Below are 22,025 nucleotides of genomic sequence, written 5' to 3' on the forward strand. Positions count from 1 at the left end.
GCGCAGCTCGTCGAACCGCTCGCGGATGCCCTCCTTGACGACATCCTTCAGGTGCACCAGGCCCAGCACCCGCGCGCCGTCCGCGTCCCGGACCGCGACCACCAGCGGGGTACCGCCGCTCTGCGAGACGCGTTCGACGGCCTCATGCACGTCCTGGCCGACCGTGCCACCGGCCTCGTCGACCCAGGTGCCGACCGCGGCCGCAGCGCCCTTGCGGATGCGGCGGCCGTCCACGTCCACTCCGCTCATCCGGGTCTGCGCGGTGAACGGCACGAACGCGGCATGCGCGAGTTCACCCTCCGTACGGGCACGCAACGCGTGTCGCTGCTTGGCGAGGACGACGATCGAGCGGCCCTCCGGCGTCTCGTCGGCCAGCGAGGAGAGCTGGGCGGCGTCCGCGAGTTCGTCCGCTCCGGTGCCGCCGACCGGCAGGAACTCGGCGGCCTGACGGTTTCCCAGCGTGATGGTGCCCGTCTTGTCGAGCAGGAGCGTGTTGACGTCCCCGGCGGCCTCGACGGCACGCCCCGACATGGCCAGCACGTTGCGCTGCACCAGGCGGTCCATGCCCGCGATGCCGATGGCCGAGAGCAGCGCGCCGATCGTGGTCGGAATGAGGGCCACGACGAGCGCGACGAGGACGACGATGCTCTGTTCGGCGCCCGCGTAGATCGCGAAGGGCTGGAGGGTGACGACGGCGAGCAGGAAGACGATGGTGAGCGAGGCCAGCAGGATGTTGAGCGCGATCTCGTTCGGCGTCTTTTGCCGCGCCGCGCCCTCGACAAGAGCGATCATCCGGTCGATGAAGGTCTCGCCCGGTTTTGAAGTGATCTCGACGACGATGCGGTCCGACAGTACCTTCGTGCCGCCTGTAACAGCCGAGCGGTCGCCGCCGGACTCCCGGATGACCGGAGCGGACTCACCGGTGATCGCCGATTCGTCCACACTGGCGACGCCCTCGACCACGTCGCCGTCACCGGGGATGATTTGCCCCGCCTCCACGACGACGTGGTCGCCGAGGAGCAGGTCCGCGGCGGACACCTCCTCTTCCACGGGGGCCGGCGCTCCCGGCCGCCAGTCGGTGAGGCGGCGCGCGGTCGTTTGGGTACGGGTCCGGCGCAGCGTCTCCGCCTGGGCCTTGCCCCGTCCTTCGGCCACCGCCTCGGCGAGATTGGCGAAGACGACGGTGAGCCAGAGCCACACCGTGATGACCCAGGGGAAGACGCCCGGGTCCTCGGCGGCCGACAGGGTGGTGAGGACGGCTCCGACGCCGACGACGAACATGACCGGGTTGTGGACCATCAGCCTGGGGTCGAGCTTGCGCACGGCGTCGGGGAAGGAGGAGACGAGCTGCCGGGGGTCCAGCAGACCGCCCGAGACCCGGTGCGGTTGGTGCGCCTGGTGTGGTGCCGACGAGGTGGACATCAGTGGAGTCCTTCCGCGAGGGGGCCCAGCGCCAGCGCGGGGAAGAAGGTCAGACCGACGACGATGAGGATCACGCCGGTGAGCAGGCCGACGAACAGCGGCCGGTGGGTGGGCAGCGTGCCCGTGGTCACCGGCACGGGACGCTGCCCGGCCAGGGCGCCGGCGAGTGCCAGGACGAACACCATCGGCAGGAAGCGGCCGAAGATCATGGCGAGGCCGAGTGCGGTGTTGTACCAGACGGTGTCGGCCTGCAGGCCGGCGAAGGCGGAGCCGTTGTTGTTGGCCGCCGAAGTGAAGGCGTAGAGCACCTCGGAGAATCCGTGCGCGCCGGGGTTCGCCATCGCGGCCCGCTCGCCGGGCAGCGCCATGGCGATGCCCGAGCCGACCAGGACGAGGGCGGGGGTGGTGAGGATGTAGAGGGAGGCGAACTTCATCTCCCGGCTGCGGATCTTCTTGCCCAGGAACTCGGGGGTCCGGCCCACCATCAGGCCGGCCACGAAGACGGCGACGATCGCCAGGATGAGGATCCCGTAGAGGCCGGAGCCCGTGCCGCCGGGGGCGATCTCGCCCAGCATCATGTTGAAGATCAGCAGACCGCCGCCACCGGGCGTGAACGAGTCGTGGAACGAGTCGACCGCGCCGCAGGAGGTGAGGGTGGTCGGCACGGCGAAGAGAGCGGAGGCCCAGACCCCGAATCGCTGCTCCTTGCCCTCCATCATGCCGTCTGCGGCATGTCCGGCCGAACTGCTCACGCCGTGCAGCTCGTTGGCGGTCACGACGGCCACCGAAGCCGCCCAGATGATGCCCATGACGGCGAGGACGGCATACCCCTGCCGCCGGTCACCGACCATCGTGCCGAAGGTCCGGGGGAGGGAGAAGGGGATCACCAGCAGCAGGTAGATCTCCAGGAGGTTGGTGAAGGCGGTGGGGTTCTCGAAGGGGTGGGCGGAGTTGGCGTTGTAGAAGCCGCCGCCGTTGGTCCCCAGCTCCTTGATGGCCTCCTGGGAGGCCACCGGCCCGCCGGTGATGCTCTGGTGGTTCCCGGCGATGGTCGTCACCGACTGGACGCCGTGGAAGTTCTGGATCACTCCTGCGGCGAGCAGCGCGATCGCGAAGACGAACGCGAGCGGCAGCAGCACACGCAGGACGATCCGGGTGAGGTCGGTCCAGAAATTGCCGACCCGGTCGGTCTGCTCACGGGTGAATCCGCGGATGAGGGCGGCGACGACCGCGATACCGACCGCCGCGGAGACGGTGTTCTGCACCGCGAGGCCGGTCATCTGCACCAGATGGCCCATCGTCGACTCACCCGAGTACGACTGCCAGTTGGTATTGGTGACGAACGAGGCCGCGGTGTTGAACGCCTGGTCCGCCGGGACGGGCTTCATGCCCAGCGACAGCAGCAAGTGGTTCTGGAGCCGCTGGAAGCCGTAGAGGAACAGCATCGACACCAGCGAGAACGCCAGGACGCCGCGCAGATAGGCCGCCCATGTCTGGTCGGCGTCCGGGTTCACCCCGCCCGCCCGGTACGCGACGCGCTCGGCGCGCAGGTGCCGGGAGGTGGTCAGACAACGGGCGAGATGGTCGCCGAGCGGACGACAGGACAGGGCGAGGGCGGCCACCAGGGCGAGGATCTGCAGCCAGCCCGCGAGGGTGTCGTTCATCAGAACCTCTCCGGAAAGAGCAGGCAGCACACCAGATAGACCAGCAGGGCCACGGCTGTGACCAGCCCTACGACGTTCTCCGCACTCACAGCCGCTCGACCCCCTTCACGATGAGGTGGAGAACGACGAAGGAGACGAGGACGAGAGCGATGAAAGCCAGATCTGCCATAGGCAGTACACCCCGTTGATTCGACAGGAGCGGTGACAGGAGCGGTGAATGGACGGGAACCGTCAGTGCGCGTGGGGACAGCGGTGACGCGGCGAACGTGACGCGACAGACCGATCTGTTTGAGCCATCACGAGCGAAGCGCCGAAGATCCGAGCGTGACCAGTCCTCTTATCGCACTTTTAACGCTCGCGGCCGCTTTATTGACGGAGTGTTTATTGCACTCGATGATTTGTTCTGGCCTTTTCCGGCGGCTGGGCCGTGCTGTTGGGGAGGTGGAGACACGGGCAAAAACGGTAATAGCGGGCGCTGTCGGTGAGGCCGAGGAACACGCCAGCCGAATGCTGTGGCCGGTTCGGGGCTACCGGGGGAGGGGCCAGCGAGCACTTCAGCGCTCTCTCCTCCGCAGGAGGTGCGGGAGCCACCAGTTGGCGTTCCCCAGCAGGTGCATGGCGGCCGGTACGAGGAGCAGGCGCATGAGCGTGGCGTCGATGATCACGCTGGCGCCCAGGCCCAGGGCGATCATTTTGATGACGACGTCGGTGCTGAGCAGAAAGGCGAGGAAGACGCTGGTCATGATGGCCGCGGCGCTCGTGATGACGCGAGCGGTGGCCGCGAGGCCGGTGGCGACGCTCTCGTGGTTGTCCCCGGTGCGCAGCCAGGTCTCACGGACGCGGACGATCAGGAAGATCTCGTAGTCCATGGACAGCCCGAAGACGATGGCGAGCACCAGGACCGGTACGTAGGGCTCGATGGGGACGGGCTCGGTGACACCGACGAGGGAGCCGCCCCAGCCCTTCTGGAAGACGGCGACGACCACTCCGAGCGCCGCGCCGATGGAGAACAGGTTGAGGAAGGCGGCTTTCGCCGCGACGAGCAGGCCGCGAAAGGTGACGAGAAGCAGGAGGAAGGCCGTGCCGGTCACGAAGGCGGCGATCGCGGGCAGGTTCCCGAGCAGCATGTCGGCGAAGGCGAGCCGGGCGGCGGTGACGCCGGTGACGTAGCCGCGAGCCCCGGTGCCCGCGAGGGCTTCGGGCAGGACGGTGCGGTCGAGACGGTGGAGCAGGTCGGCGGTTCGGCGGTCCTGGGGGCCGTGCTCGGGAATGACGGTCGTGATGAGGAGGGCCCGGTCGGCGGTGGGCGTCGGCGTGCCGACCGCCGCGACACCCGGGGTCCGCGCCAGGGCCGTGGAGAGGGAGTCGGCCGACGGGCCCGGTTCCGCGCCGGTCCGGGCGGGGCGGAGGTCGACGACGACGGTGAACGGGCCGTTGGCGCCCGGGCCGAAGTTCTTCGCGATGAGCTCGTAGGCGCGCCTGTCGGTGGAGCGCCCCGGCGTGGAGCCGGCGTCGAGGTGACCCAGGCGCACGGACGCCAGCGGGATGCTCAGCGTCCCCACCACGAGAACACCGATGGCGAGGAAACGGCACGGGTGCCGACCGAGGGCGCGGGACCAGCGGTACCACAGGTCCGCGGTGCCGGTGGCCTCGTCGACGGGACGGCCGAGGTGGTAGCGGTCGATGTTCCGGCCGAGCAGCCCGAACAGGGCTGGGGCGAGGGTGAGCGAGGCGGCGGCGGCCACCAGCACGGTGATTCCGGCGGCGGCCGCGAGCGTGGCGATGAAGCCGGTGCCGGAGAGGCAGAGTCCGGTCAGCGCCAGGACCACGGCGGCGACGGCGACCAGTACGGCACGGCCGCCGGTGGCCATCGCGGCCCCGGCGGCTTCGACCGGGTCACCGGTCTCCCGCAGTACGCGGCGGTGGCGGGTGGTCAGGAAGAGCGTGTAGTCCAGCCCGGCACCGAGGCCCATCATGGTGGCCACCGTCGGGGAGGGCGTGGCGAAGGTGAACGCGTCGGCCAGCAGACCGAGCAGGCTGAGCCCGACGAGCAGCGCCACCAATGAGGTGACGAGAGGAAACGCTGCCGCCGCGACACTACCGAAGCTCAGGATCAGCACGGCCACCGCGGTCACGAGACCGATCAGCTCCGACAGCCGGTCGTCCCCCGGGGGACGCGCCAGCTCCCCGAGCGGACTTCCGTACTTGACGGTGACGCCGTCGGCACGCAGCGGCTCCACCGCCTCGTCGACGCGCGTGAGGTAGGACGTGCCGTACGCGCTCGGGAAGTCCGCGAGCCGGACCGTGAAATACCCGGTCCGCCCGTCCCGCGAGAGTGCTCCCGGGGTGGTGAGCGGAGTCGCCACGGACAGCACGTGGGGGAGACGCGACAGGGCGGCTCCCGCGGCGTCGAGCGCCTGCCGACGCTCCGTCAGCTTCCCCGTCCGGGCCTGGACGACGAGCTCCGAGCCGACACCGCGCAGGTCGCCGTCCGCGGTGGCCGTGATCAGGTCGGCCCCGCGTTGAACGGACGTCCCGGGCAAGGCGTAGTCGTCCCGGTACGTTCCACCCAGGAAGGCGTTGAACGTGACCAGTGTGCCGAGCGCCAGCAGCCATGAGACGATCACGCGCCAGGGGTGCCGGGCACACCAGCGTCCCCCGTCACCGAGCCGCCGCCCCCGTGGCGCGGCTGTCATGCCGCGCGGAAGGCCAGCACCGCGTTCTGGCCTCCGAATCCGAAGGAATCGCTGACCACGGCACCCACCGCTGTACGTCGGGGCGCCGCGGTGACCACGTCGAGGTCGATGGCCGGGTCCAGGGCGACGAGATTGGGGGTGGGCGGGATGACCTGGTGCCGCAGGACGAAGGCCGCGCACACCGCCTGGATGCCGCCCGAGCCGCCGGCCGCGTGCCCCAGGGCCGCCTTCAACGCGGTGACCGGAGGGGTCTTGCCGCCGAAGACCGCTCTCAACGCCCGGTACTCGGCGAGATCGTTGGCCCTGGTCGAGGTGCCGTGAGCGTTCACATGGCCGATGTCGGCCGGGGCGAGACCGGCGTCGGCCAGGGCACGGCGCAGCGCCTCGGCCGCGCCGCGACCGCCGGGGTGGGGCGCCGTCATGTGGTGGGCGTCGCACGAGGCGCCGTACCCGGCGAGGTACGCGTACGGGGGGACGCCCCGGGCGCGGGCGTGTTCCGTCCGTTCGAGCACGAGCACCCCGGCGCCCTCTCCGAGGACGAAGCCGTCGCGCCCGGCGTCGAAGGGCCGTGACGCGGCACCCGGATCGGACCGGCGGGTGGACAGCGCCCTCATCTGGTGGAAGCACACGGCAGCGCTGCGCGTGCGCATCGACTCGCTGCCGCCGACGATCGCGATGTCACAGGCACCGGACCGCACGAGATCGCGGCCCAGGCCGACCGCCGTGGCTCCGGAGGCACAGGCGGTCGAGACGGACAGGTTCGGCCCGCGAGCACCGAGGTCGATGCCGATCTCCCCGGCCGACATGTTGGGCATGCTGCGCATCAACGCCATCGGCGACACCTTCTCCGGCGTGCCGGCGGCCATCAACGCGTAGACCTGCTCGTGGTGCTCGGTGCTCGCACTGGCCGTGCCCATGACGACGGCGACGCGGGAGGAGTCCCATTGGGACGTGTCCAGCCGCGCGTTGGCGACGGCCTCGCGGGCCGCGCTCACCGCCATGCCCGTATAGCGGTCGAGCCGGGCGGCGAGGCGCGGCCCCAGACGTGCGGAGACGTCGAAGGGAGCCGGGCAGGAGAAGTCGACGGCCAGCCCGGCGAGCAGCGGATCGGGCACCGCGCGCGGGATTCCGGAGAGGAGTCCGGCCCACGTCTCCGGCGCCGTCGGACCGGCCGGAGTCACCGCTCCGAGCCCGGTGACGGCCACGTCCGTGCCGTCCGAGGTCCGCCTCACCGGATGTCTCCGGCCTCCTCCGGCGCGGGGGCGGACGGGAGGGCACCGGTGTGCGACGCGGCGCCGATGATCCGAGCCGCTTCGCCGAGGGACGTGTTCAGGGTGAAGTCCTCCAACGTGACGGTGCCGGGCACGTGTTCGGCGAGGACCAGGGAGACCTCCAGCATGGAGACGGAGTCGAGCCCGAGCTCGGCGAAGGTACGGCCCGGCCCGAGCTCCTGGGGAACGCAGCCGATCCTCTCCACGAGGGCCTGGACGAGAAGGGCGTAGACGCGGTCGTGACGGTCTTGGCTGTGGGGCATGGACGGGATTCCTCGGGCGGTCGAGGTCCGGGCGGACCGGGGGGCGGGGGTGGGGGCTGAACAGGAGCACGGGTGGGCGGGAAAACGGGTGAGCAGGAATACGGGTGAGCGGAAATAGGGGTGGGCGGGAATACGGGTGAGCGGGACCAGGGAAACAGGAACGCGGGTGAACAGGGGCCACAGGCGATGGGCCTCACCCGTCACCCGTGGCCACGAGAGCGGCCGGCCGGCACAGGATGCCGGGCTTCCGGAGCCGGGGCACCTCCGGTATGGCACGGTCCACCGCTCGTTCGGCGGCCCGTGCCAGGGACCGCCGGTCGGACCCCGCGCGGACCGGCAGGGGCGCGAGCCGCTCGACCTCGACGACCAGGTCACGCTGGGCGACGATCAGGATCACCGATTCCACCACGGACATGGGACCGACCAGAGCGGCCGCCGTCGTGGCACGGCCGGCCGACCGGTACCGCAGCACCACCGGCAGAACGGGCACACCCGCGTCCAGGGCGGCCTGGAAGAACGCCGGCCGGTACGGCCCGCCGGCCACGCCGCACCACGTCGTCGCCTCGGGACAGACGAACACCCGGTCACCGGCGCGCAGCGCCCGGGTGACCCCGGCCACGGCGCCGGGCAGCGCCGACAGCCGTTCACGGTCGATGTACAGAGTGCGGCCGAGCGCGGCGGCCCATCCGATGACCGGCCATCGCCGTACGTCCGCCTTGCTCAGCGGCCGGGCGGGGTCGTGGCCGACGAGAACGAGGTCGTCGAGCAGCGAGGTGTGGTTGATCACCAGCAGGCCGGGCGCGGTGTCCCGTGAGCCGGCCGGGGACGGCGTGACGCGCACCCGCACGCCCATGGCCCGGACGACCAGCCGGACCCACCAGCGGAAGACCCACAGCCGCCGCCGGCGGCCCGCCACGGAGGACAGCGCGGGAACGACGATCAGCGAGCAGGCCAGCAGCACCGCCGTCAACCGCAGGAGTCGACGCAGGGGCCCCACCCGGTCCTGCCGCGCCGGGCCGGGCAGGCACGAGCGGCCGCACGGCGACGTGGGCCGCCATGGATCGGCGGGCACCTGCACGTCGGTGGCAGCGGTGGCACCGCTGCCACCGGGCGCATCGGCCGCGTCAGTTGAATAGATTGAATCGGTTGAATCGTTCATGAGGCCACTGCCCGTAGCGGGTCGAGTCGGCCGGCCGGCACCCGGTCCACTGCCAACAGCGTGAACAGATCCGCCGTACGGAAGTCGCTGTCCAGCGCCGGCGGCCCGCAGACCCATGCACCGAGCATGAGGTAGCCGCGCAGCAGCGACGGCATCGCGGCGGGCGGGCACGGGCCGGAATCCCGCGGAATCCAGGGGGTCCGGGGGCGCACCCGGTACGCGGCCGGCGCGTAATGCCGGGCGCGGACGGTCTGCCAGGCGGCGGAAGCCTGGGCCCCGCCGTCGGCCAGGGACATCGAGGCGCATCCGCCGAGCCACCGGAACCGGCGGTCCGTCATGTAGCGCAGGATGCCCGCCCACAGGCACAGCACCACCAGGCCGTTGCGGTGCCCCTGATGCACGCACGCTCTCCCGATCTCGACGAGTCCCCCGTGGAGGGAGGTGATGGCATCGAGCTCGAACTCCTCCCCGGAAAGCAGCTGTTCGGATCTTCCCGGGGGCAGCAGGCGGTATGCCCCCACCACTTCCGCGGTCGTCTCGTCCCGGACCAGAAGGTGATCGCAGACGCGGTCGAACCCGTCGACGTCCAGCCCGTCGGCGGCGGAGGGCAGCAGGGCACCTTGCTCCACCGCGAACACCTGGTACCGCAGCCGCTGGGCGCCGCGCACCTCGTCCTCGTCCCGGGCCAGGACGGCCTGGTAGGCGCCGCCGCCAGCCCCGGGACCGCCCGGCGGTCGGGCGACACGGGCCAGAACACGGGATACCGCCACGGCGACCCACCCCCAACGCGACGCGCATGACAGACCACCCACCCTCGGTCTTTCTGCCCAACACCACGCACACCATGCGGAGAGGGTGGATCTCCACCCCAAAGGCTGAACTTGCCCACGCTCAAGGGCGGTTACCGGACGGCGCATGGTGTGATATTTCCGTACCGCCATGGGTCGACGGGGGACACGTCTATGGGGTTCGCGAGCAGACTGTCGACGCGCCTCCTGCGCCGTCGGCTCCGCCTCGGGAGCCGGCGCGGGTACGACGCCCTCGCCCCGCACCTGCTGCCCGAGCCGATCCTGGATCTGTTCCGACGCGACGGCCTGGAGCCTCTCGCGCGTCCCCCGGGGCGCCCTGCCCAAAGGATGACCCGGGTGCCCCTGCTCTTCGGGACGAGCGTCTGGCTGGTGAGCGGCCCGGCGGAAGTGCGGCAAGTCCTCTCGGCCAAAGAGGCGTTCAGCAACGACCCGACCGGGCTCCGGCGCATATCGCCCGCTCTGCCCGATCAAGCGCTGGGCGGACTGGGGATGTGCGATCCGCCCCTGCACACCAGGATGCGGCAGATGCTCGCTCCCGAGTTCACGGCACGCGGTCTGCGACGCCTCGAACCCGCGATCCGGGACATCGTCGCCGAACAGCTCGACCTCATGGCAGCCGCACCACAGCCCGTGGACCTCGTGCAGACCTTCGCGTGGCCCGTCCCAGCACGGACCATCTGCGAACTGCTCGGAGTTCCCGCCGCGGACCTCGACACGTTCCGGCGACTCAGCACCCGGCGCTTCGACATCGTGGCGGGGCTGGACGCGCAGCTCGGCGCCGTCTCGTCCGCACAGCTCCGCCTGGAACGCCTGATCGCCGACGAACGCCGGAAGCCCGGAAGCGGTCTGCTGGGCACACTGGTGACCCGCGGAGCGGACCTCGACGACCGGACACTGGCGGGCCTGGCGGACGGCGTGCTCACCGGGGGCCTGGAGACCAGCGCCGGCATGATCACACTCGGCACGCTCCTCCTGCTCCGCGACCCCACGGCCCGCGAACGCGCCACCGACGGCCGCACGGTCGGCGCTCTGACGGAGGAACTCCTGCGGGACCTTTCCGTCGTGCAGGTGGCCTTCCCCCGCTACGCCCTCACAGACGTGGAGATCGGCAGCCACCAGGTCTCCAAGGGCGATGTGGTGCTGTGCTCCCTGCTGCGCGCCAATCGCCGAACCGACACCGAGGCCGGGGCGGCCGGCACCGGCGCCGAAGCCAGGCCGGCCGAAACCGGTGCCGACGGCCCTCGCGGCGATCGGCGTCATATGGCCTTCGGTCACGGAGTCCACCGCTGTCTCGGCGCGGAACTGGCGCGCATGGAACTGCGGATCGCCTACCAGGCCCTGCTCGAGCGCTATCCCCGGATGCGGCTCGCCATCGACGAGCGCGAGCTTCCCTTTCACGGTCTGGCGATGGTCTACGGACTCCAGCGACTCCCAGTGGACCTGGGCCTGTGCGGCTCCTGACATATCCGCACCGACTGCGCCACCCCCACCGGTGCCGATCGTCACGCAGGGCTGGGCGGCGCCGGCGGCCCCAGGCGGTGACCGCCCGGGCGAAGGCGACGGCGGAGGAGGGCGACATCCGGTAGACGTGCGTGCCGCCCCCCGTCCGCTACCGGTCGCCCCGCGATGGGGGCCCGACGGCGAGTGACGTCAGGCGGGCCGGCTGACGTCGTCGTAGTCGGTGGAGGCCGACAGCTCGGCCCATGCCCGCATGTCGCGTTCGAAGGCGTCGCGTCCGGCCTGGACGAGCCGAAGCGCGTCGGTGCCGAGCAGCAGGCGCGTCGGCGGCTGGTCGGCCGCCACGATGCGCAGCACCGCGGCCGCGGCCTTGTCCGGGTCGCCCGGCTGCTGCCCGCGACCGTGGACGCGCCGGGCGCGCAGCGGCTCGAACAGCTCGTCGTAGTCGGCGATCGCACGGGGTGCCCGGATCATCGAGCGGCCGGACCAGTCGGTCCGGAAGCTGCCCGGCTCGACGGCGGTGACATGGATGCCGAAACCGGCGACTTCCTTGCCGAGCGTTTCAAGGATGCCCTCCACCGCGAACTTGCTGCCGTGGTAGAAGCTGAGGCCCGGCATGGTGACCAGCCCGCCCATCGAGGTGACGGCGATGATGTGGCCCGAACGGCGCTCCCGCATGTGCGGCAGCACGGCCTTGATCACCGCCACGGTTCCGAAGACGTTCACCTCGAACTGACGGCGAAGGTCGTCCATCGACGACTCCTCGAAGAGGCCCTCATGGCCGTATCCGGCGTTGGCGACGAGTACGTCGACCGGGCCCAGGTCGCGCTCGGTCCCGGCCACGACGGCCTCCACCGCGTCATGGTCGGTCACGTCCACGACGCGGGCGTGCGCGTCGCCGGCGAGCGCCTCAAAAGCCCGGGCGTCGGCGGGCGCGCGCACCGTGCCCACCACCCGGTGGCCCGCGGCCAGCGCCGCGCACGCGAACGCGCGGCCCAGGCCGGTGCTGACGCCGGTGATCAGGAATGTCTTGGTGTCCGACACAGGAGTTCCTTCGAACGATGCGAACAGATGCGAAACAGATGCGAATAGACGTGAATGGAGGCCGCCCGGGGCGGTTGGGCCCCGGCCGGTCTCGACACGTTCCACTTCAGCACCGGAATCGGCCGCTGATCGGCTTCCGGGGGGCCCGCTTCGCCCCGGGGACAGCCGGACCGGGGGACTGCCAGTCCCCCCTTCGCCGGCCGCCGGGGCGATCTTGCGTCCTATCCTCAAAGGCATGGACCGCAACACAGCTCTCGGTGAATTCCTCCGCTCGCGGCGGGCACGGATCACCCCGCGCCAGGCGGGCCTGTCCGACGACGGCGGCTCCCGGCGAGTGCCAGGACTGCGCCGCGAAGAGGTCGCGCGACTGGCGGGCGTGAGTGTCGACTACTACGTACGCCTGGAACGCGGACGCCGACTGAACGTCTCCGAGACCGTGCTGGACGCCATCTCCCGCGCGCTACGCCTCGATCCCGTCGAACGCACCCATCTGTTCCAGCTCGCCAAGCCCGCCACGGGCAGGCCCCGCCGCACGGCGACGCGTCCGCAGCCGGTCCGCCCGGGGCTGCGCGACCTGCTCCGGATCCTCGAGGACACCCCCGCCCTCGTGCTGGGTCGGCGACTGGACGTACTCGCGTCCAACCACATGGCACGTGCGCTGCTCACCGACTTCGACGCGCTGCCGCACCGCGAGCGGAACCTGGTGCGGTTCATGTTCTGCGACGAGACCGCCCGCTCGCTGTACACCCACTGGGACACCCATGCCCAGGACATTGTCGCCTCGCTCCGTCGCGACGCCGGACGCCATCCCCACGATCCGCTGCTGGCCGAACTCGTCGGCGAACTCTCCATCAGGGACGAGGACTTCCGCCGCTGGTGGGCCGACCAGAACGTGCACCGGCACACGCACGGCACGAAACACTTCCACCACCCGATCGCCGGCCCGCTCACCCTCAATTACGAGTCCCTCACCCTGCCCGCCGACCCGGACCAGCGGCTGAGCGTCTACACCGCCGAGGCGGGCTCCAGCTCCGAAGAGGCGCTTCGGCTACTGGCCGCGTGGATACGGCAGCCCGAGTGACGTCTGCTGTTCCGAGCTGACCGGCGACGCGTACGAGGTGACCGGCTTCCTCACGCCGGACCACCCCGACGGCGCATGGGTGCTGAACGCCATGTACGAGCACGAGCTCGGCCCCGGCGGCCTCTCCCACGACGAGTTGCGCCGCATCGGTGAGCAAGCCCGCGGAGACACGGGCCCCGTCGTCATCGGTGGGCACGACCTGAGCTTCCTCCGGGTGCGGGGCGTCGCCACCGGCGGTGGCTTGGGGCGCGCCGAGCACCCGGGGCCGGGGTACCGCCGGCTTCGCTGGGCGGAGCTCGCCCGGCGCACGGGCGGACCGGTGGTCCGGGACGGATACCTTTCCTCGTACCGCAGCGCGCCGAACGGGCGGCTGCCGGACGGCAGCTGGCCCGTGGGCATCGAGCCGCCCACCGAAGGAGCCCTCGACCGGCCGACCTGGAACCGGCTGATCGAGCTCCTCGTCGACCACAGCCCGGCAGGCCCGGACACCGTGTGCTTCGCCTTCTACAATCCGCTGCTCACCGAGGAATACGACTTCGACGACCACCGGGTGCTTCGGGGCCGGCTGGGCGATGCGTGGCGCCTTTAGGATCACCCGGACTACGCATCGACCCCGTCCAGCCTCTGGCCGGAGGACCGGTCGTGGGTGACCTGCACGGACTGGGATCTGTGGGGCACGAAGATCTCGGGCCCGGCCGGGCTGATCGAGGCGCTGCTCGGCGACGACGAGATCGAGGCGGTACGGCTCCCCTGGGACTCCTGAGAGGGGCATGCCGCCCTCAGCGTGTACCCGGGCCGATCGCGTCCGCCGTTTCCTCCAGCTGAGCGTTGAGACGGGCGGCGTCGTGGTCGGCGTGCCGGGGGCGGCGCGGTTCGCGGGCGATGTGCCGGCGTCGCCGGGCAGGTTCAGGCCCGTTGCCGTGCGCGTGAGCACGGCGTGGGTCGGCGATGAGCCGGCACCGCGTCGGCGGGATGTCGGCCCTCCGGCGGGACTGTCGGTGATCCATGGGCGGGGTGTCGGTGGCCGCTGGAACCGTGGGTGTCGAGTTGCCCCAAGGGAACAGCCGCCGCCTTCAACAGCAAGGGAGCCGCCTCGTCATGGTGTCCATATCCTCCGCCCCGCCTTGGAACGTCCAACGACTACCCCGTGCCGATGGCCGCGTCTTCCTGGTCACCGGCGGCAACGCCGGCATCGGGTACTTCGTCGCGGAGCAGTTGTCGGCAACCGGGGCCACCGTCGTGCTCGGCAGCCGGAATCCCGCCAAGGCCGAAGCCGCCATGGCGTCGATCCGTGCGCGTGTCCCCGGTTCGCGGGTGCGGGCCGTTCAGCTGGACCTCGCCGACCTCTCGTCGCTCTCGACAGCGGTGGAATCGCTGGAGGTGGAGCGCCTTGACGCGGTGGTCCACAACGCCGGCGTCGCGCTCGACGACCCGCCGCGCGAGGAGACCGGGGACGGTCACGAGCTCATGTTCGGCACGAACCACCTCGGGCACTTCGCCTTGACCCAGTGGCTGATGCCGCTGCTGTCGGCCGCTCCGGCGGCCCGTGTTGTGACCATGGGCAGCTTCGCGGCGAAGTCCGAGCGGCTCGACCTGGACGACCTGCAGTCCCGGAGGGACTACCGGCCCAAGCGCGTCTACGGCCGTTCCAAGTTGGCGCAGATGTACTTCGGCGTCGAACTCGACCGCCGCCTGCGCGCCGCCGGCAGCACAGTGGCCAGCGTGGTGGTCCATCCCGGCGGCGCGTTGGACTCCCTCACCCCGTCACGGCCGCCGATCCATGTGCGAACCGCCGGCGCACGGCTGAGCGCGGCACCCGCGGCCCTCCTCGTCCAGGGCAAGCACGCCGGCGCATGGCCCGCGGTCCGAGCGGTGCTCGACCCGGCCGTGCGTGGCGGCCAGCTGTGGGGACCGCGCGTCTTCGGGCTGCGCGGCGAGCCCCGACGCGAACCGGTGTGGAATCACCTCGCCGATCCCTCCATCGCGGCGCGGTTGTGGGACGCGAGCTGCGACCTGACCGGCGCCGACCTCAGCACCATCTCCGGATAGCTCGGGCACGCGCGCGTTGGTCGACAGTGCGGACGGGGTGTGGATGCCAGTCGGCGAGGCCGAGAACGTCGCGGGCGGCTGCTGGGGCCGTGCAGACGATCGCGGACGTCCGGCTGGCGAGCTCGGCCAGCTGTCGGCACATGCCTCGTGATGCGCTCAGGGAGGTCGGTGATGAGGTCAGTCGCAGCAGCCGCAGGTGTCCGGCTACTGGAGGGCCTGCGACGTCAATCCGGAGCGGCGCCGTCCCGACCGGCTGGTGCCGCTAATGGCTGGTACCGCCGCGATCGGGTGCCGGCGTGCCCGCCAGATTGGCATGCAGCGAGCTGCCTGGTGGGCACGGGTGGGTAGCCGCTCCGGCCGGTGGGGGGACGGGACCGGCGCCAGTAGTGGCCGCGTGGGTATCACTGGGGTGTCGGTGGAGCTTCCATGGGCGCACTGTCTCAAAGGGGTTGACCATGCGTGTCCTGATCGTCGGTGCCGGGCTGTCAGGTCCGTGCCTCGCTCACGGCCTGCGCCGACACGGCCATGACGTACGGCTCTTCGAGCGGGACCCCGCCATCGATGCCCGTGCGCAGGGTTACCGGATCCACATCAACGACGATGGCGATGCGGCGCTGCGCACGTGGCTGCCCGCGGAGGCGTACGAGCAGGCCGTCGCCACGTCCTGCGTGCCCGGTCGCGGAGTGAGCATGGCCGGGCCCGATCTGCGGGACGTCACCGAGATCGAACTTCCCCCGGGCGTCGCGGGCATCACCGTCGACCGGCTCACCCTGCGTCGGATCATGCTGAGGGATGTGAGGGACTCGACCCGTTTCGGCGCCGGGTTCTCCCGTTACGAGCTGCTGGACGACGGAACCATACGGGTCTTCCTCACCGACGGCTCCACCGCCGAAGGCGACCTGCTGGTCGCCACCGACGGGGCCGGCTCCGCCGTCCGGCGGCAACTGCTGCCGGACTTTCGGCTGACCGTGCTGGACAGTCGGCTGGTCTACGGCCGTACGCCGCTGACCTCCCGGGCACGGGAGTTGACACCGCCGTCGGCGCTCGAAGGGTTTCTGGGCGTCATGGGCCCGGACGGCCGCCGCCTCGCGCTGGCCGCGCAACGGTTCCGCCGCGACCCGGCCCACTTCGGGCTGCCGACGGCCGACGACTACGTCATGTGGGCGGTGACGGCACCGTCCCGAATGTGCGGTCCGGGGTTCTTCGGGCTCGGTGCCGCGGACCTGCTGGAGTTGGCGGCAGCAACCGTGGCGGACTGGCATCCCTCGCTGAAGGCACTGATCCGGTTGGGAGACCCCAGGTACGTCGTACCCGCGAGCATCCAGATCTCCGAACGCCCCGAACTGTGGTCACCGGTGCCGGTGACCCTGGTCGGTGACGCGGCGCATCCGATGGCCCCTGCCGGCATCAGCGCGGGGGTCGCGATCCACGACGCGGGCCGGCTCGCTTCCCACCTGGTCTCGGGCGCGCCTCTGCTCGGCGCCGTCCGGTCGTACGAGACGGGCATGCTCGACTACGGCTTCGCCGCGGTCGCCGCTGCCACCCGCAACCATGGAGGGTGACTCCTGAGCCGGCGGGCCCGCGTTCCGGCACCCAACCCCCGAACGCCGGGACCAGCGTGCCAACCGTCAGCGGCGTACCAGTCGAACCAAGTCGAGCGCACCGTCAACGCGCGCAAGGGCTTCCGCGTTGTAGCCACCCGACACGACGAGAGAGCGTAGGTATTGCACGGCACGGCACGGCACGGCACGGTCACGGCACGGTCACGGAGCGCGGGGCTCCTCAACGGTGCGCCCAGCATGTACGCTCCCCCCCGCTACCTCCTCGGGAGCCACACGATTCACACCGAGCTACCACGCGCTACCGCCTGGCGCCGCGCGCCTGCAACTGCGCCGCACGCTCGGTGGCCACTGCGGCGCCAACCCAATTCACCGGACACGTCTCAGTAGGCGCCGATCGACCAGAAGACGCCCACCTCGTCCTCGTTCACCGCGATCAGCCCCAGGTCGTCGAGCAGGTCGAGGCCGTTGAGGTATTCGCCGGTGAGAAAGCTATGGGAGCGACTTCCCGAGAGACCCGACGTGAGGAAGTCCGGGTCCGGGTCCGGGCCGGAAGCGGCGGCCATGGCGTTGGTCCAGTAACACGCTGTGGGACCGTACCGGCCGAGAAGTGTCCGGGCATCCGCCAGCACGGTGTCCCGGTCCGGACGCGAACGGACGGGTGCGGGTTCCGCCTGCCATTCCTCGGTCATGACGGCGAGCGCGGCGGTCGCCGCCTCCTCGTCCAGGCGGTGCAGGAGGTCGGGGAAGCGCGAGGCGGCCGGGGGATCGAAAGGGTAGGCGGGCATTGTGTGGCGGACGGTGTTGGTGCGGTCCCAGTCGAGCCGTATCCACCCGCGGGGATCGGGGGCCGACCGGCGCATGATGGCGAGTACGTCGTGCGCCCAGTCTTCGTGCCGACGAGGACCGGTGGCCACGAAGGTGTAGTTGTCGTCGAGCAGCCGCAATGCCGCTGCGTTCCAGGGGCTGCGGCGGCTGCGGAACTCCGCCAGCAGGTTGCCCACCTCGAGCCGGAAGGCGTCCTTCGGCTGGTGGGGGATGGTAGGGATGCTACGGAGCCGGCCGAGGGCCCAGGAGAGGAGTTCGCCGTCTTCTCCGGCGGCGCCTTCGCCGACGGGAACGAGGGGCTCCGGGATGGGGAGAAGAGCGTCCGTGCCGTCGCCGAGGGCGTCCCGGTGGGCATCCCAGAGGGCGTCCGAGAGAGCCTCAAGGTAGGTATCGAGCAGGTCGAGCGGTGACTGGGCGGCACGCAGGATCATGGCGTCACTCTAGACATCCGCACCTCCAGGTATCCGCAATGCGGGCGTCCTCACTCCGGGCATCCGCCATGCCCCGACCGCTCGCGGCCCGGGGAGCGGGTCGGCGGACAGCGGAGCCGGAACGAGGATCGGCCGAGCTTGCGTTTCGGGGCCCGGGAGTGCGACGCGCCTCGAGCCGGAGCGGAAGTCAGCTCTGGGCCGTGGGCCGGACGACGATCTCGTTCACGTCGACGGTCGCGGGCTGCTCGATGGCGAACGCGATGGCTTGGGCGATCGCCTCGGGCGGGATCGCGATCCGGTCCCGCATCTCCGTGATCCGTGCTCGGACCTGTGGGTTTGTCGATGCCTCGGCGAAGTCGGTCCCGACCGCGCCGGGCGAGACGGTGGTCACCCGCAGGGAGTCACCGGCCTCCTGACGCAAGCCCTCGCAGATGGCACGGACCGCGAACTTCGTCCCCGCGTAGACCGCCATGGCCGGCACGATGCGAAACGCCGCAGTCGAGGCGATGGTGATGAAGTGGCCCGTGCCCTGGGCCCGGAAGACCGGCAGCGCGGCGCCGATTCCGTGCAGTACGCCCTTGACGTTGACGTCGACCATCCGGTCCCACTCGTCGACCCGTAGATCGTCCAGAGGCGAGATCGTGCCGAGCCCGGCGTTGCTGACCAGCACGTCGAGTCGGCCGAATCGCTCGCCGGCCAGTGCGACCAGGTTGTGCAGGTCACCCCGTCGTGTGACGTCCGTGCGGGTCTGCACGGCCGTGCCACCCGCCTTCTCGATCCGCGCCACCAGTTCCGCGAGGCGCTCGGACCGGCGCGCACCCAGGACGAGCCGCGCGCCTCGCTCGGCCAGCAGCAGCGCGGCCGCCTCGCCTATGCCACTGCTGGCTCCGGTGATCGCAACGACCTTGCCGTCGATTCCCGACACGATGTCTTCCTCATTTTCTTTCCGGATTACCGGTAGCCGGTGACGGAGGTCATCGGTGAAAGGCCGAACCTCCCGGTCGGGAGCCAGTCTGTGCAATGTTTAGCCTGGTATCCAGAGCCTGTTTATTCTGGAACCAGGAGTGCCATCCAGTGCCATCCACCGTGCAGACGCAGCAGAATCGGCGCCGAGAGTTGGGCGCGTTCCTTCGCAGCCGCAGGGAGAGGATCACCCCGGACCGGGCCGGACTGCCGCAGACCGGCCGACGGCGGACACCGGGTCTGCGCCGGGAAGAGCTCGCGTTGCTCGCCGGGATCAGCGCCACCTGGTACACGTACCTTGAGCAGGGCCGGGACATCCGCGCCTCCGACCAGGTGCTCGACGCCCTCGCCTCGGCGCTCCGGCTGGACCGGCACGAGCGCGGTCATCTCTTTGAACTCGCCGGTCATACGGCCGCGGCCGAAACCGGAGAACCCGAGCAACTCGCCGCCGAGGTGGCAGCCGTACCGCTGCTGCTCCAGCCGCATCCGGCATACATCATCGACGGCAATTACGACGTACTCAGCCGCAATCAGGCGGCCGACGAGCTGTTCCCGCACCTCACCACGGCGGTGGACCGGCCGGCGAATCTCGCCCGCTGGGTGTTCCTCGAACCTGCCGCCCGGACCGTGCTGGTCGACTGGGAGATCGAGGCACGCGGCCTGCTCGCGCGACTGAGAACGCTGGCCGGACGGCACTCGGGCGACCCCCGGTACACCCGGCTGATCGACGAGCTGAACGCAGGCAGCCCTGAAGCGCGTGCCTGGTGGCCACAGTACGACGTGCAGGTCCGGCACGGCGGACGGAAACGGCTACGGCGCCCGGGACACGGGGTGACGGACTTCGCTTACACCGCCTTCCATCTGGCCGAACACCCGGAACAGACGCTGGTGGTCTACACCGCCACCGCCACCGATACCGATACCGACAACGGGAAATCGGCTGATTGGGCCACCGCCGGCCCAGCTTGATATGTACGGTGCTCCCCGACATCGCCCTGGTCGACGACATCACCTACCGGAGACAAGGTCGGCCAGGTGACGCAGCGAGTTGGTGAGATGCTCAGGGTCGAACGGCGGGAACTGGATGTACTCCCGAATGGACTGCGGCACTGCCGACCAGTCATAAGTGAGGGTGACCTCAGTTTCGGACGGACCGAGCGGCACAAGGTCGTAACGCCAGATCCAGCCGCCGAACTCCAGCTGACCGTCGTCCTTCTCCTGTCCCGTCAGCCAGCCAATGACGTGCGGCGGTTCGAGCACCTGAACCTTGTTGGCCACCTGGTAGTCACCGTTTGGGTGGTTGGCGTGGTACATGTTCATCCGGAAGATCTGCCCCACCTCGGTCAGCGGTGCCTGGTCGGCGGATTCCCGAACCCAGCCGGTGCCGTCGATCGCAGAATGGGTCGTCGGATCCGCCAGCACCGCGAACACCCCGGCGGCGGGCGCGGCGATGGCCAAGGTGGCGCTCACGTTCTCCTGGTCCACGGTGTGCTCCCTGTCGTCTCGTCTCGAGCCTCCTCCCGCCGAACGCGAAAGGGGATGTCCTAACAGACATCCCTAACAAGCCCCCGTAACAAACGTCCCTAACGTATGGACGACGCGGGCAGGTTCAAGGCGCGTGCGAGGGCTGCGGTGACCGAGGAGGCGTGGTCAGGCAGGTGCTGGGCGGCCCAGTCGGCAGCCAGCTGGAGGAAATCGGCCAGGTCGCGCTCCGCTGTGGCGAGCAGACGGCGCAGCTCCGAGACGGGGAGTTCGATCACGGGGCTGTCGTCCTGCTCGGCGTCGACGGTCAGCCGGACCGTGTCGCCGAGGCGTTCGGCGAGCGGGGAGGGGTCGTGGCCGAAGGAGGCCCAGCCGTCGCCGTCGAGGACCTCAAGCCAGTCACGCCACTCTTCCAGCCCGTTGCAGCAACCGGGCAGCAAGGTGGTGCCGGTGGTGGTGTCGGTGACCCGCAGGCCGCCGGCCGCGAAGAGGTCGTGCGTGGTGAGCAGTCCGTGCAAGAAGGACCCGAGCGGGTCGGCGGGCCGCGGCGGTCGGTCGTCCTCGGTCTCGATGTTGTTGCAGTCGGCGATGCGCATGATCGCCGTACCGAGCTCGGCCGGGCCGAGCGCGCCGCTGAGGGGCAAGAAGCCGTACGGCTCGAACTCGGCGACCGGCCAGAGGGCGAAGCCGTCGGGGGCGTAGATCTCCAGAACAGGTTGCAAAACAATCACCTGGCGAGTGTGCCGCAACCCTCATTCCCGGCGTCGAGTTCGCGGGCCCGCAGGACGGTCAGGGCGGCGTGGGCGGCCATGGCGAGGGTGATGTGGCGGTGCCAGCCGGGGTAGCGGCGGACCTGGTAGTCGTCCAGGCCGCACTCGCCCTTCGCGGTCTGGAAGCATTCCTCGACCGCCCAGCGGGCGCCGGCGATGCGGATCAGTTCGTCCAGGGAAGTGCCGACGGGGCAGTAGGCGATGTAGTAGGAGATCTCCTCGGGCCGGTGGATGCTGCGGCGGGCGATGACCCAGTGCTGCCGGTCCGGCCGGTGCCGGGGGCGGACCTGGACGCGGGCCCAGTCGTAGATCCGTGGGCCATGTGTCCCCTGGCCGCGCGAGCGGCGCTTCCACTTCTGCCGGGGCAGGCCGGGGAACAGATCATGAACGGGATGATCGAAGGACCAGCGGGTCACAACGGTGTCATGCCGGGTGGTGGCCGTGACGTGGAAGATGTCCGTCTGCTCGAGCTTGTATCGCCAGCCTTTGGAGAAGCCGTAGGCGGCATCCGCGGTCACCCACCTGAACGGGATCTTCTCCTCGATCGCTCGGCGGACCATCGCCTTGGCGATGGCGTCCTTGGTCGCGAAACCGGTGCTGTCCTCGATGCCGGCCCGGCGGCACCGGTCGCGGTCGTCGGTCCACGACGTGGGGCAGGTCGGAGCCGCGTGAAGGCGAACCCACGTAGACACCCGAACCGGTGAGCGGGTGCGCGCCGGCTCACCGGCTCACGGGCTCTGAAGCCACGGGGAGAGCGGCAGGGCGATCGGGAGATCTTCCTCGATCTTCCGCAGCCAGGCGAGCACGTCCTCATCGGCCATCACGGCCTTGCGCAGACGATGGGCGCTCACCCCCGCCCGGCGGGCCATCGGCTCCAGGCGCCGCAGCGCCTTCTTCAGAGGGCTCCGGTACGTGGGCATGCCCACATCGAAGTACACGAGGCCGGCAACCGGCAGAGCACAGCGGAAGTTGCCTGTCGCCGATTGCGTGATAGCGGCGTGCGAACGGGAGCGCGGTCTGCGGCCGTTGGGTAGGGTTCGCTTTTCGGTGTCCCTTTCCACGTGAGAGTGTCCTAA

The 22,025-nt window shown here is 70.5% G+C and carries 20 protein-coding genes and 1 pseudogene; 6 read left to right on the forward strand and 15 right to left on the reverse strand.

Annotated elements, in window-relative coordinates; translation table 11 throughout:
- The 8 genes from kdpB to ACX9I7_RS31250 all read right to left on the reverse strand — a co-directional run.
- On the reverse strand, positions 1 to 1,422 hold a 1,422-nt coding region (kdpB, locus tag ACX9I7_RS31215; protein ID WP_459389223.1), incomplete at its 3' end, for a potassium-transporting ATPase subunit KdpB.
- Positions 1,422 to 3,086: a potassium-transporting ATPase subunit KdpA gene (gene kdpA, locus ACX9I7_RS31220; protein ID WP_459389224.1), complete on the reverse strand. Its 1,665-nt coding sequence runs from the start codon at positions 3,084 to 3,086 to the stop codon at positions 1,422 to 1,424. The genes kdpB and kdpA, both read right to left, overlap by 1 nt.
- Complete coding sequence (gene kdpF, locus ACX9I7_RS31225) at positions 3,086 to 3,175, reverse strand: K(+)-transporting ATPase subunit F (protein WP_358629554.1); 90 nt, start codon at positions 3,173 to 3,175, stop codon at positions 3,086 to 3,088. Before kdpF ends, kdpA begins: the two co-directional genes overlap by 1 nt.
- 465 nt (positions 3,176 to 3,640) lie before the next feature.
- A complete protein-coding gene (locus ACX9I7_RS31230; protein WP_459389225.1) occupies positions 3,641 to 5,713 on the reverse strand; it encodes an MMPL family transporter in 2,073 nt (690 codons plus the stop codon).
- 65 nt (positions 5,714 to 5,778) lie between these two features.
- A complete protein-coding gene (locus ACX9I7_RS31235; protein ID WP_459389226.1) occupies positions 5,779 to 7,014 on the reverse strand; it encodes a beta-ketoacyl-[acyl-carrier-protein] synthase family protein in 1,236 nt (411 codons plus the stop codon).
- Positions 7,011 to 7,316, reverse strand: a complete 306-nt coding sequence (locus tag ACX9I7_RS31240; RefSeq protein WP_387570582.1) for an acyl carrier protein — start codon at positions 7,314 to 7,316, stop codon at positions 7,011 to 7,013. Before ACX9I7_RS31240 ends, ACX9I7_RS31235 begins: the two co-directional genes overlap by 4 nt.
- Positions 7,317 to 7,509: 193 nt before the next feature.
- Positions 7,510 to 8,475 (reverse strand): lysophospholipid acyltransferase family protein, encoded by a 966-nt coding sequence (locus tag ACX9I7_RS31245; protein ID WP_387570585.1) that lies wholly within the window; start codon positions 8,473 to 8,475, stop codon positions 7,510 to 7,512.
- Positions 8,472 to 9,227, reverse strand: a complete 756-nt coding sequence (locus ACX9I7_RS31250; protein ID WP_387571200.1) for a GNAT family N-acetyltransferase — start codon at positions 9,225 to 9,227, stop codon at positions 8,472 to 8,474. Before ACX9I7_RS31250 ends, ACX9I7_RS31245 begins: the two co-directional genes overlap by 4 nt.
- Before the next feature lie 384 nt (positions 9,228 to 9,611).
- Between ACX9I7_RS31250 and ACX9I7_RS31255 the strand changes: the two genes are divergently transcribed.
- A complete protein-coding gene (locus ACX9I7_RS31255) occupies positions 9,612 to 10,745 on the forward strand; it encodes a cytochrome P450 (protein WP_459389237.1) in 1,134 nt (377 codons plus the stop codon).
- Positions 10,746 to 10,934: 189 nt separating this feature from the next.
- Here the strand turns inward: ACX9I7_RS31255 and ACX9I7_RS31260 are convergent, their stop codons facing one another.
- Positions 10,935 to 11,786 (reverse strand): oxidoreductase, encoded by an 852-nt coding sequence (locus ACX9I7_RS31260; protein WP_387570587.1) that lies wholly within the window; start codon positions 11,784 to 11,786, stop codon positions 10,935 to 10,937.
- Positions 11,787 to 12,021: 235 nt separating this feature from the next.
- Here ACX9I7_RS31260 and ACX9I7_RS31265 point away from each other — a divergent pair, with 235 nt between their 5' ends.
- From ACX9I7_RS31265 to ACX9I7_RS31280, 4 genes are all read left to right on the forward strand, one after another.
- Positions 12,022 to 12,867 carry a helix-turn-helix transcriptional regulator gene (locus ACX9I7_RS31265; RefSeq protein WP_459389227.1) on the forward strand — a complete coding sequence of 282 codons (846 nt, stop codon included), beginning with the start codon at positions 12,022 to 12,024 and terminating at the stop codon, positions 12,865 to 12,867.
- Positions 12,868 to 12,904: 37 nt separating this feature from the next.
- Entirely contained in the window at positions 12,905 to 13,456 is a 552-nt protein-coding gene (locus ACX9I7_RS31270; RefSeq protein WP_459389228.1) for a hypothetical protein, read from the forward strand.
- Between the two features lie 509 nt (positions 13,457 to 13,965).
- Positions 13,966 to 14,916, forward strand: a complete 951-nt coding sequence (locus ACX9I7_RS31275) for an SDR family NAD(P)-dependent oxidoreductase (protein WP_459389229.1) — start codon at positions 13,966 to 13,968, stop codon at positions 14,914 to 14,916.
- 455 nt (positions 14,917 to 15,371) lie between these two features.
- Positions 15,372 to 16,478, forward strand: coding sequence for an FAD-dependent oxidoreductase (locus tag ACX9I7_RS31280; protein ID WP_459389230.1), 1,107 nt, complete (start codon positions 15,372 to 15,374; stop codon positions 16,476 to 16,478).
- Between the two features lie 380 nt (positions 16,479 to 16,858).
- Here ACX9I7_RS31280 and ACX9I7_RS31285 read toward each other — a convergent pair whose 3' ends face one another.
- Both ACX9I7_RS31285 and ACX9I7_RS31290 read right to left on the reverse strand, forming a co-directional pair.
- A complete protein-coding gene (locus ACX9I7_RS31285; RefSeq protein ID WP_459389231.1) occupies positions 16,859 to 17,734 on the reverse strand; it encodes a hypothetical protein in 876 nt (291 codons plus the stop codon).
- 187 nt (positions 17,735 to 17,921) lie between these two features.
- Entirely contained in the window at positions 17,922 to 18,659 is a 738-nt protein-coding gene (locus ACX9I7_RS31290) for an SDR family oxidoreductase (RefSeq protein WP_459389232.1), read from the reverse strand.
- 149 nt (positions 18,660 to 18,808) lie between these two features.
- On the opposite strand from ACX9I7_RS31290, the gene ACX9I7_RS31295 reads away from it, so the two are divergent.
- The gene (locus ACX9I7_RS31295; protein WP_459389233.1) at positions 18,809 to 19,666 is read left to right on the forward strand and encodes a helix-turn-helix transcriptional regulator; all 858 of its coding nucleotides are present in this window, start codon (positions 18,809 to 18,811) and stop codon (positions 19,664 to 19,666) included.
- 39 nt (positions 19,667 to 19,705) lie between these two features.
- On the opposite strand, the gene ACX9I7_RS31300 is transcribed toward ACX9I7_RS31295, so the two are convergent.
- The 4 genes and pseudogenes from ACX9I7_RS31300 to ACX9I7_RS31315 form a co-directional block, all read right to left on the reverse strand.
- Positions 19,706 to 20,182, reverse strand: a complete 477-nt coding sequence (locus ACX9I7_RS31300) for an SRPBCC family protein (RefSeq protein ID WP_459389234.1) — start codon at positions 20,180 to 20,182, stop codon at positions 19,706 to 19,708.
- Between the two features lie 98 nt (positions 20,183 to 20,280).
- Positions 20,281 to 20,910: a hypothetical protein gene (locus ACX9I7_RS31305; RefSeq protein ID WP_459389235.1), complete on the reverse strand. Its 630-nt coding sequence runs from the start codon at positions 20,908 to 20,910 to the stop codon at positions 20,281 to 20,283.
- Positions 20,907 to 21,602: pseudogene (locus ACX9I7_RS31310) on the reverse strand (IS701 family transposase); the annotation flags it as partial. The gene ACX9I7_RS31305 and the pseudogene ACX9I7_RS31310, both read right to left, overlap by 4 nt.
- Before the next feature lie 75 nt (positions 21,603 to 21,677).
- Entirely contained in the window at positions 21,678 to 21,869 is a 192-nt protein-coding gene (locus tag ACX9I7_RS31315; protein ID WP_459389236.1) for a hypothetical protein, read from the reverse strand.
- Positions 21,870 to 22,025: the final 156 nt, after the last annotated feature.

It is taken from the genome of Streptomyces sp. L500 (assembly GCF_054551825.1).

Excerpts from the sequence above, each read along its gene's own strand:
- kdpA (WP_459389224.1), bottom strand. The coding sequence starts at position 3,086 with ATGAACGACACCCTCGCGGGCTGGCTGCAGATCCTCGCCCTGGTGGCC.
- ACX9I7_RS31315 (WP_459389236.1), bottom strand. The coding sequence starts at position 21,869 with ATGCCCACGTACCGGAGCCCTCTGAAGAAGGCGCTGCGGCGCCTGGAG.
- ACX9I7_RS31240 (WP_387570582.1), bottom strand. The coding sequence starts at position 7,316 with ATGCCCCACAGCCAAGACCGTCACGACCGCGTCTACGCCCTTCTCGTC.
- ACX9I7_RS31265 (WP_459389227.1), top strand. The coding sequence starts at position 12,022 with ATGGACCGCAACACAGCTCTCGGTGAATTCCTCCGCTCGCGGCGGGCA.
- ACX9I7_RS31275 (WP_459389229.1), top strand. The coding sequence starts at position 13,966 with ATGGTGTCCATATCCTCCGCCCCGCCTTGGAACGTCCAACGACTACCC.
- ACX9I7_RS31280 (WP_459389230.1), top strand. The coding sequence starts at position 15,372 with ATGCGTGTCCTGATCGTCGGTGCCGGGCTGTCAGGTCCGTGCCTCGCT.
- ACX9I7_RS31255 (WP_459389237.1), top strand. The coding sequence starts at position 9,612 with ATGACCCGGGTGCCCCTGCTCTTCGGGACGAGCGTCTGGCTGGTGAGC.
- ACX9I7_RS31285 (WP_459389231.1), bottom strand. The coding sequence starts at position 17,734 with ATGATCCTGCGTGCCGCCCAGTCACCGCTCGACCTGCTCGATACCTAC.
- ACX9I7_RS31245 (WP_387570585.1), bottom strand. The coding sequence starts at position 8,475 with ATGAACGATTCAACCGATTCAATCTATTCAACTGACGCGGCCGATGCG.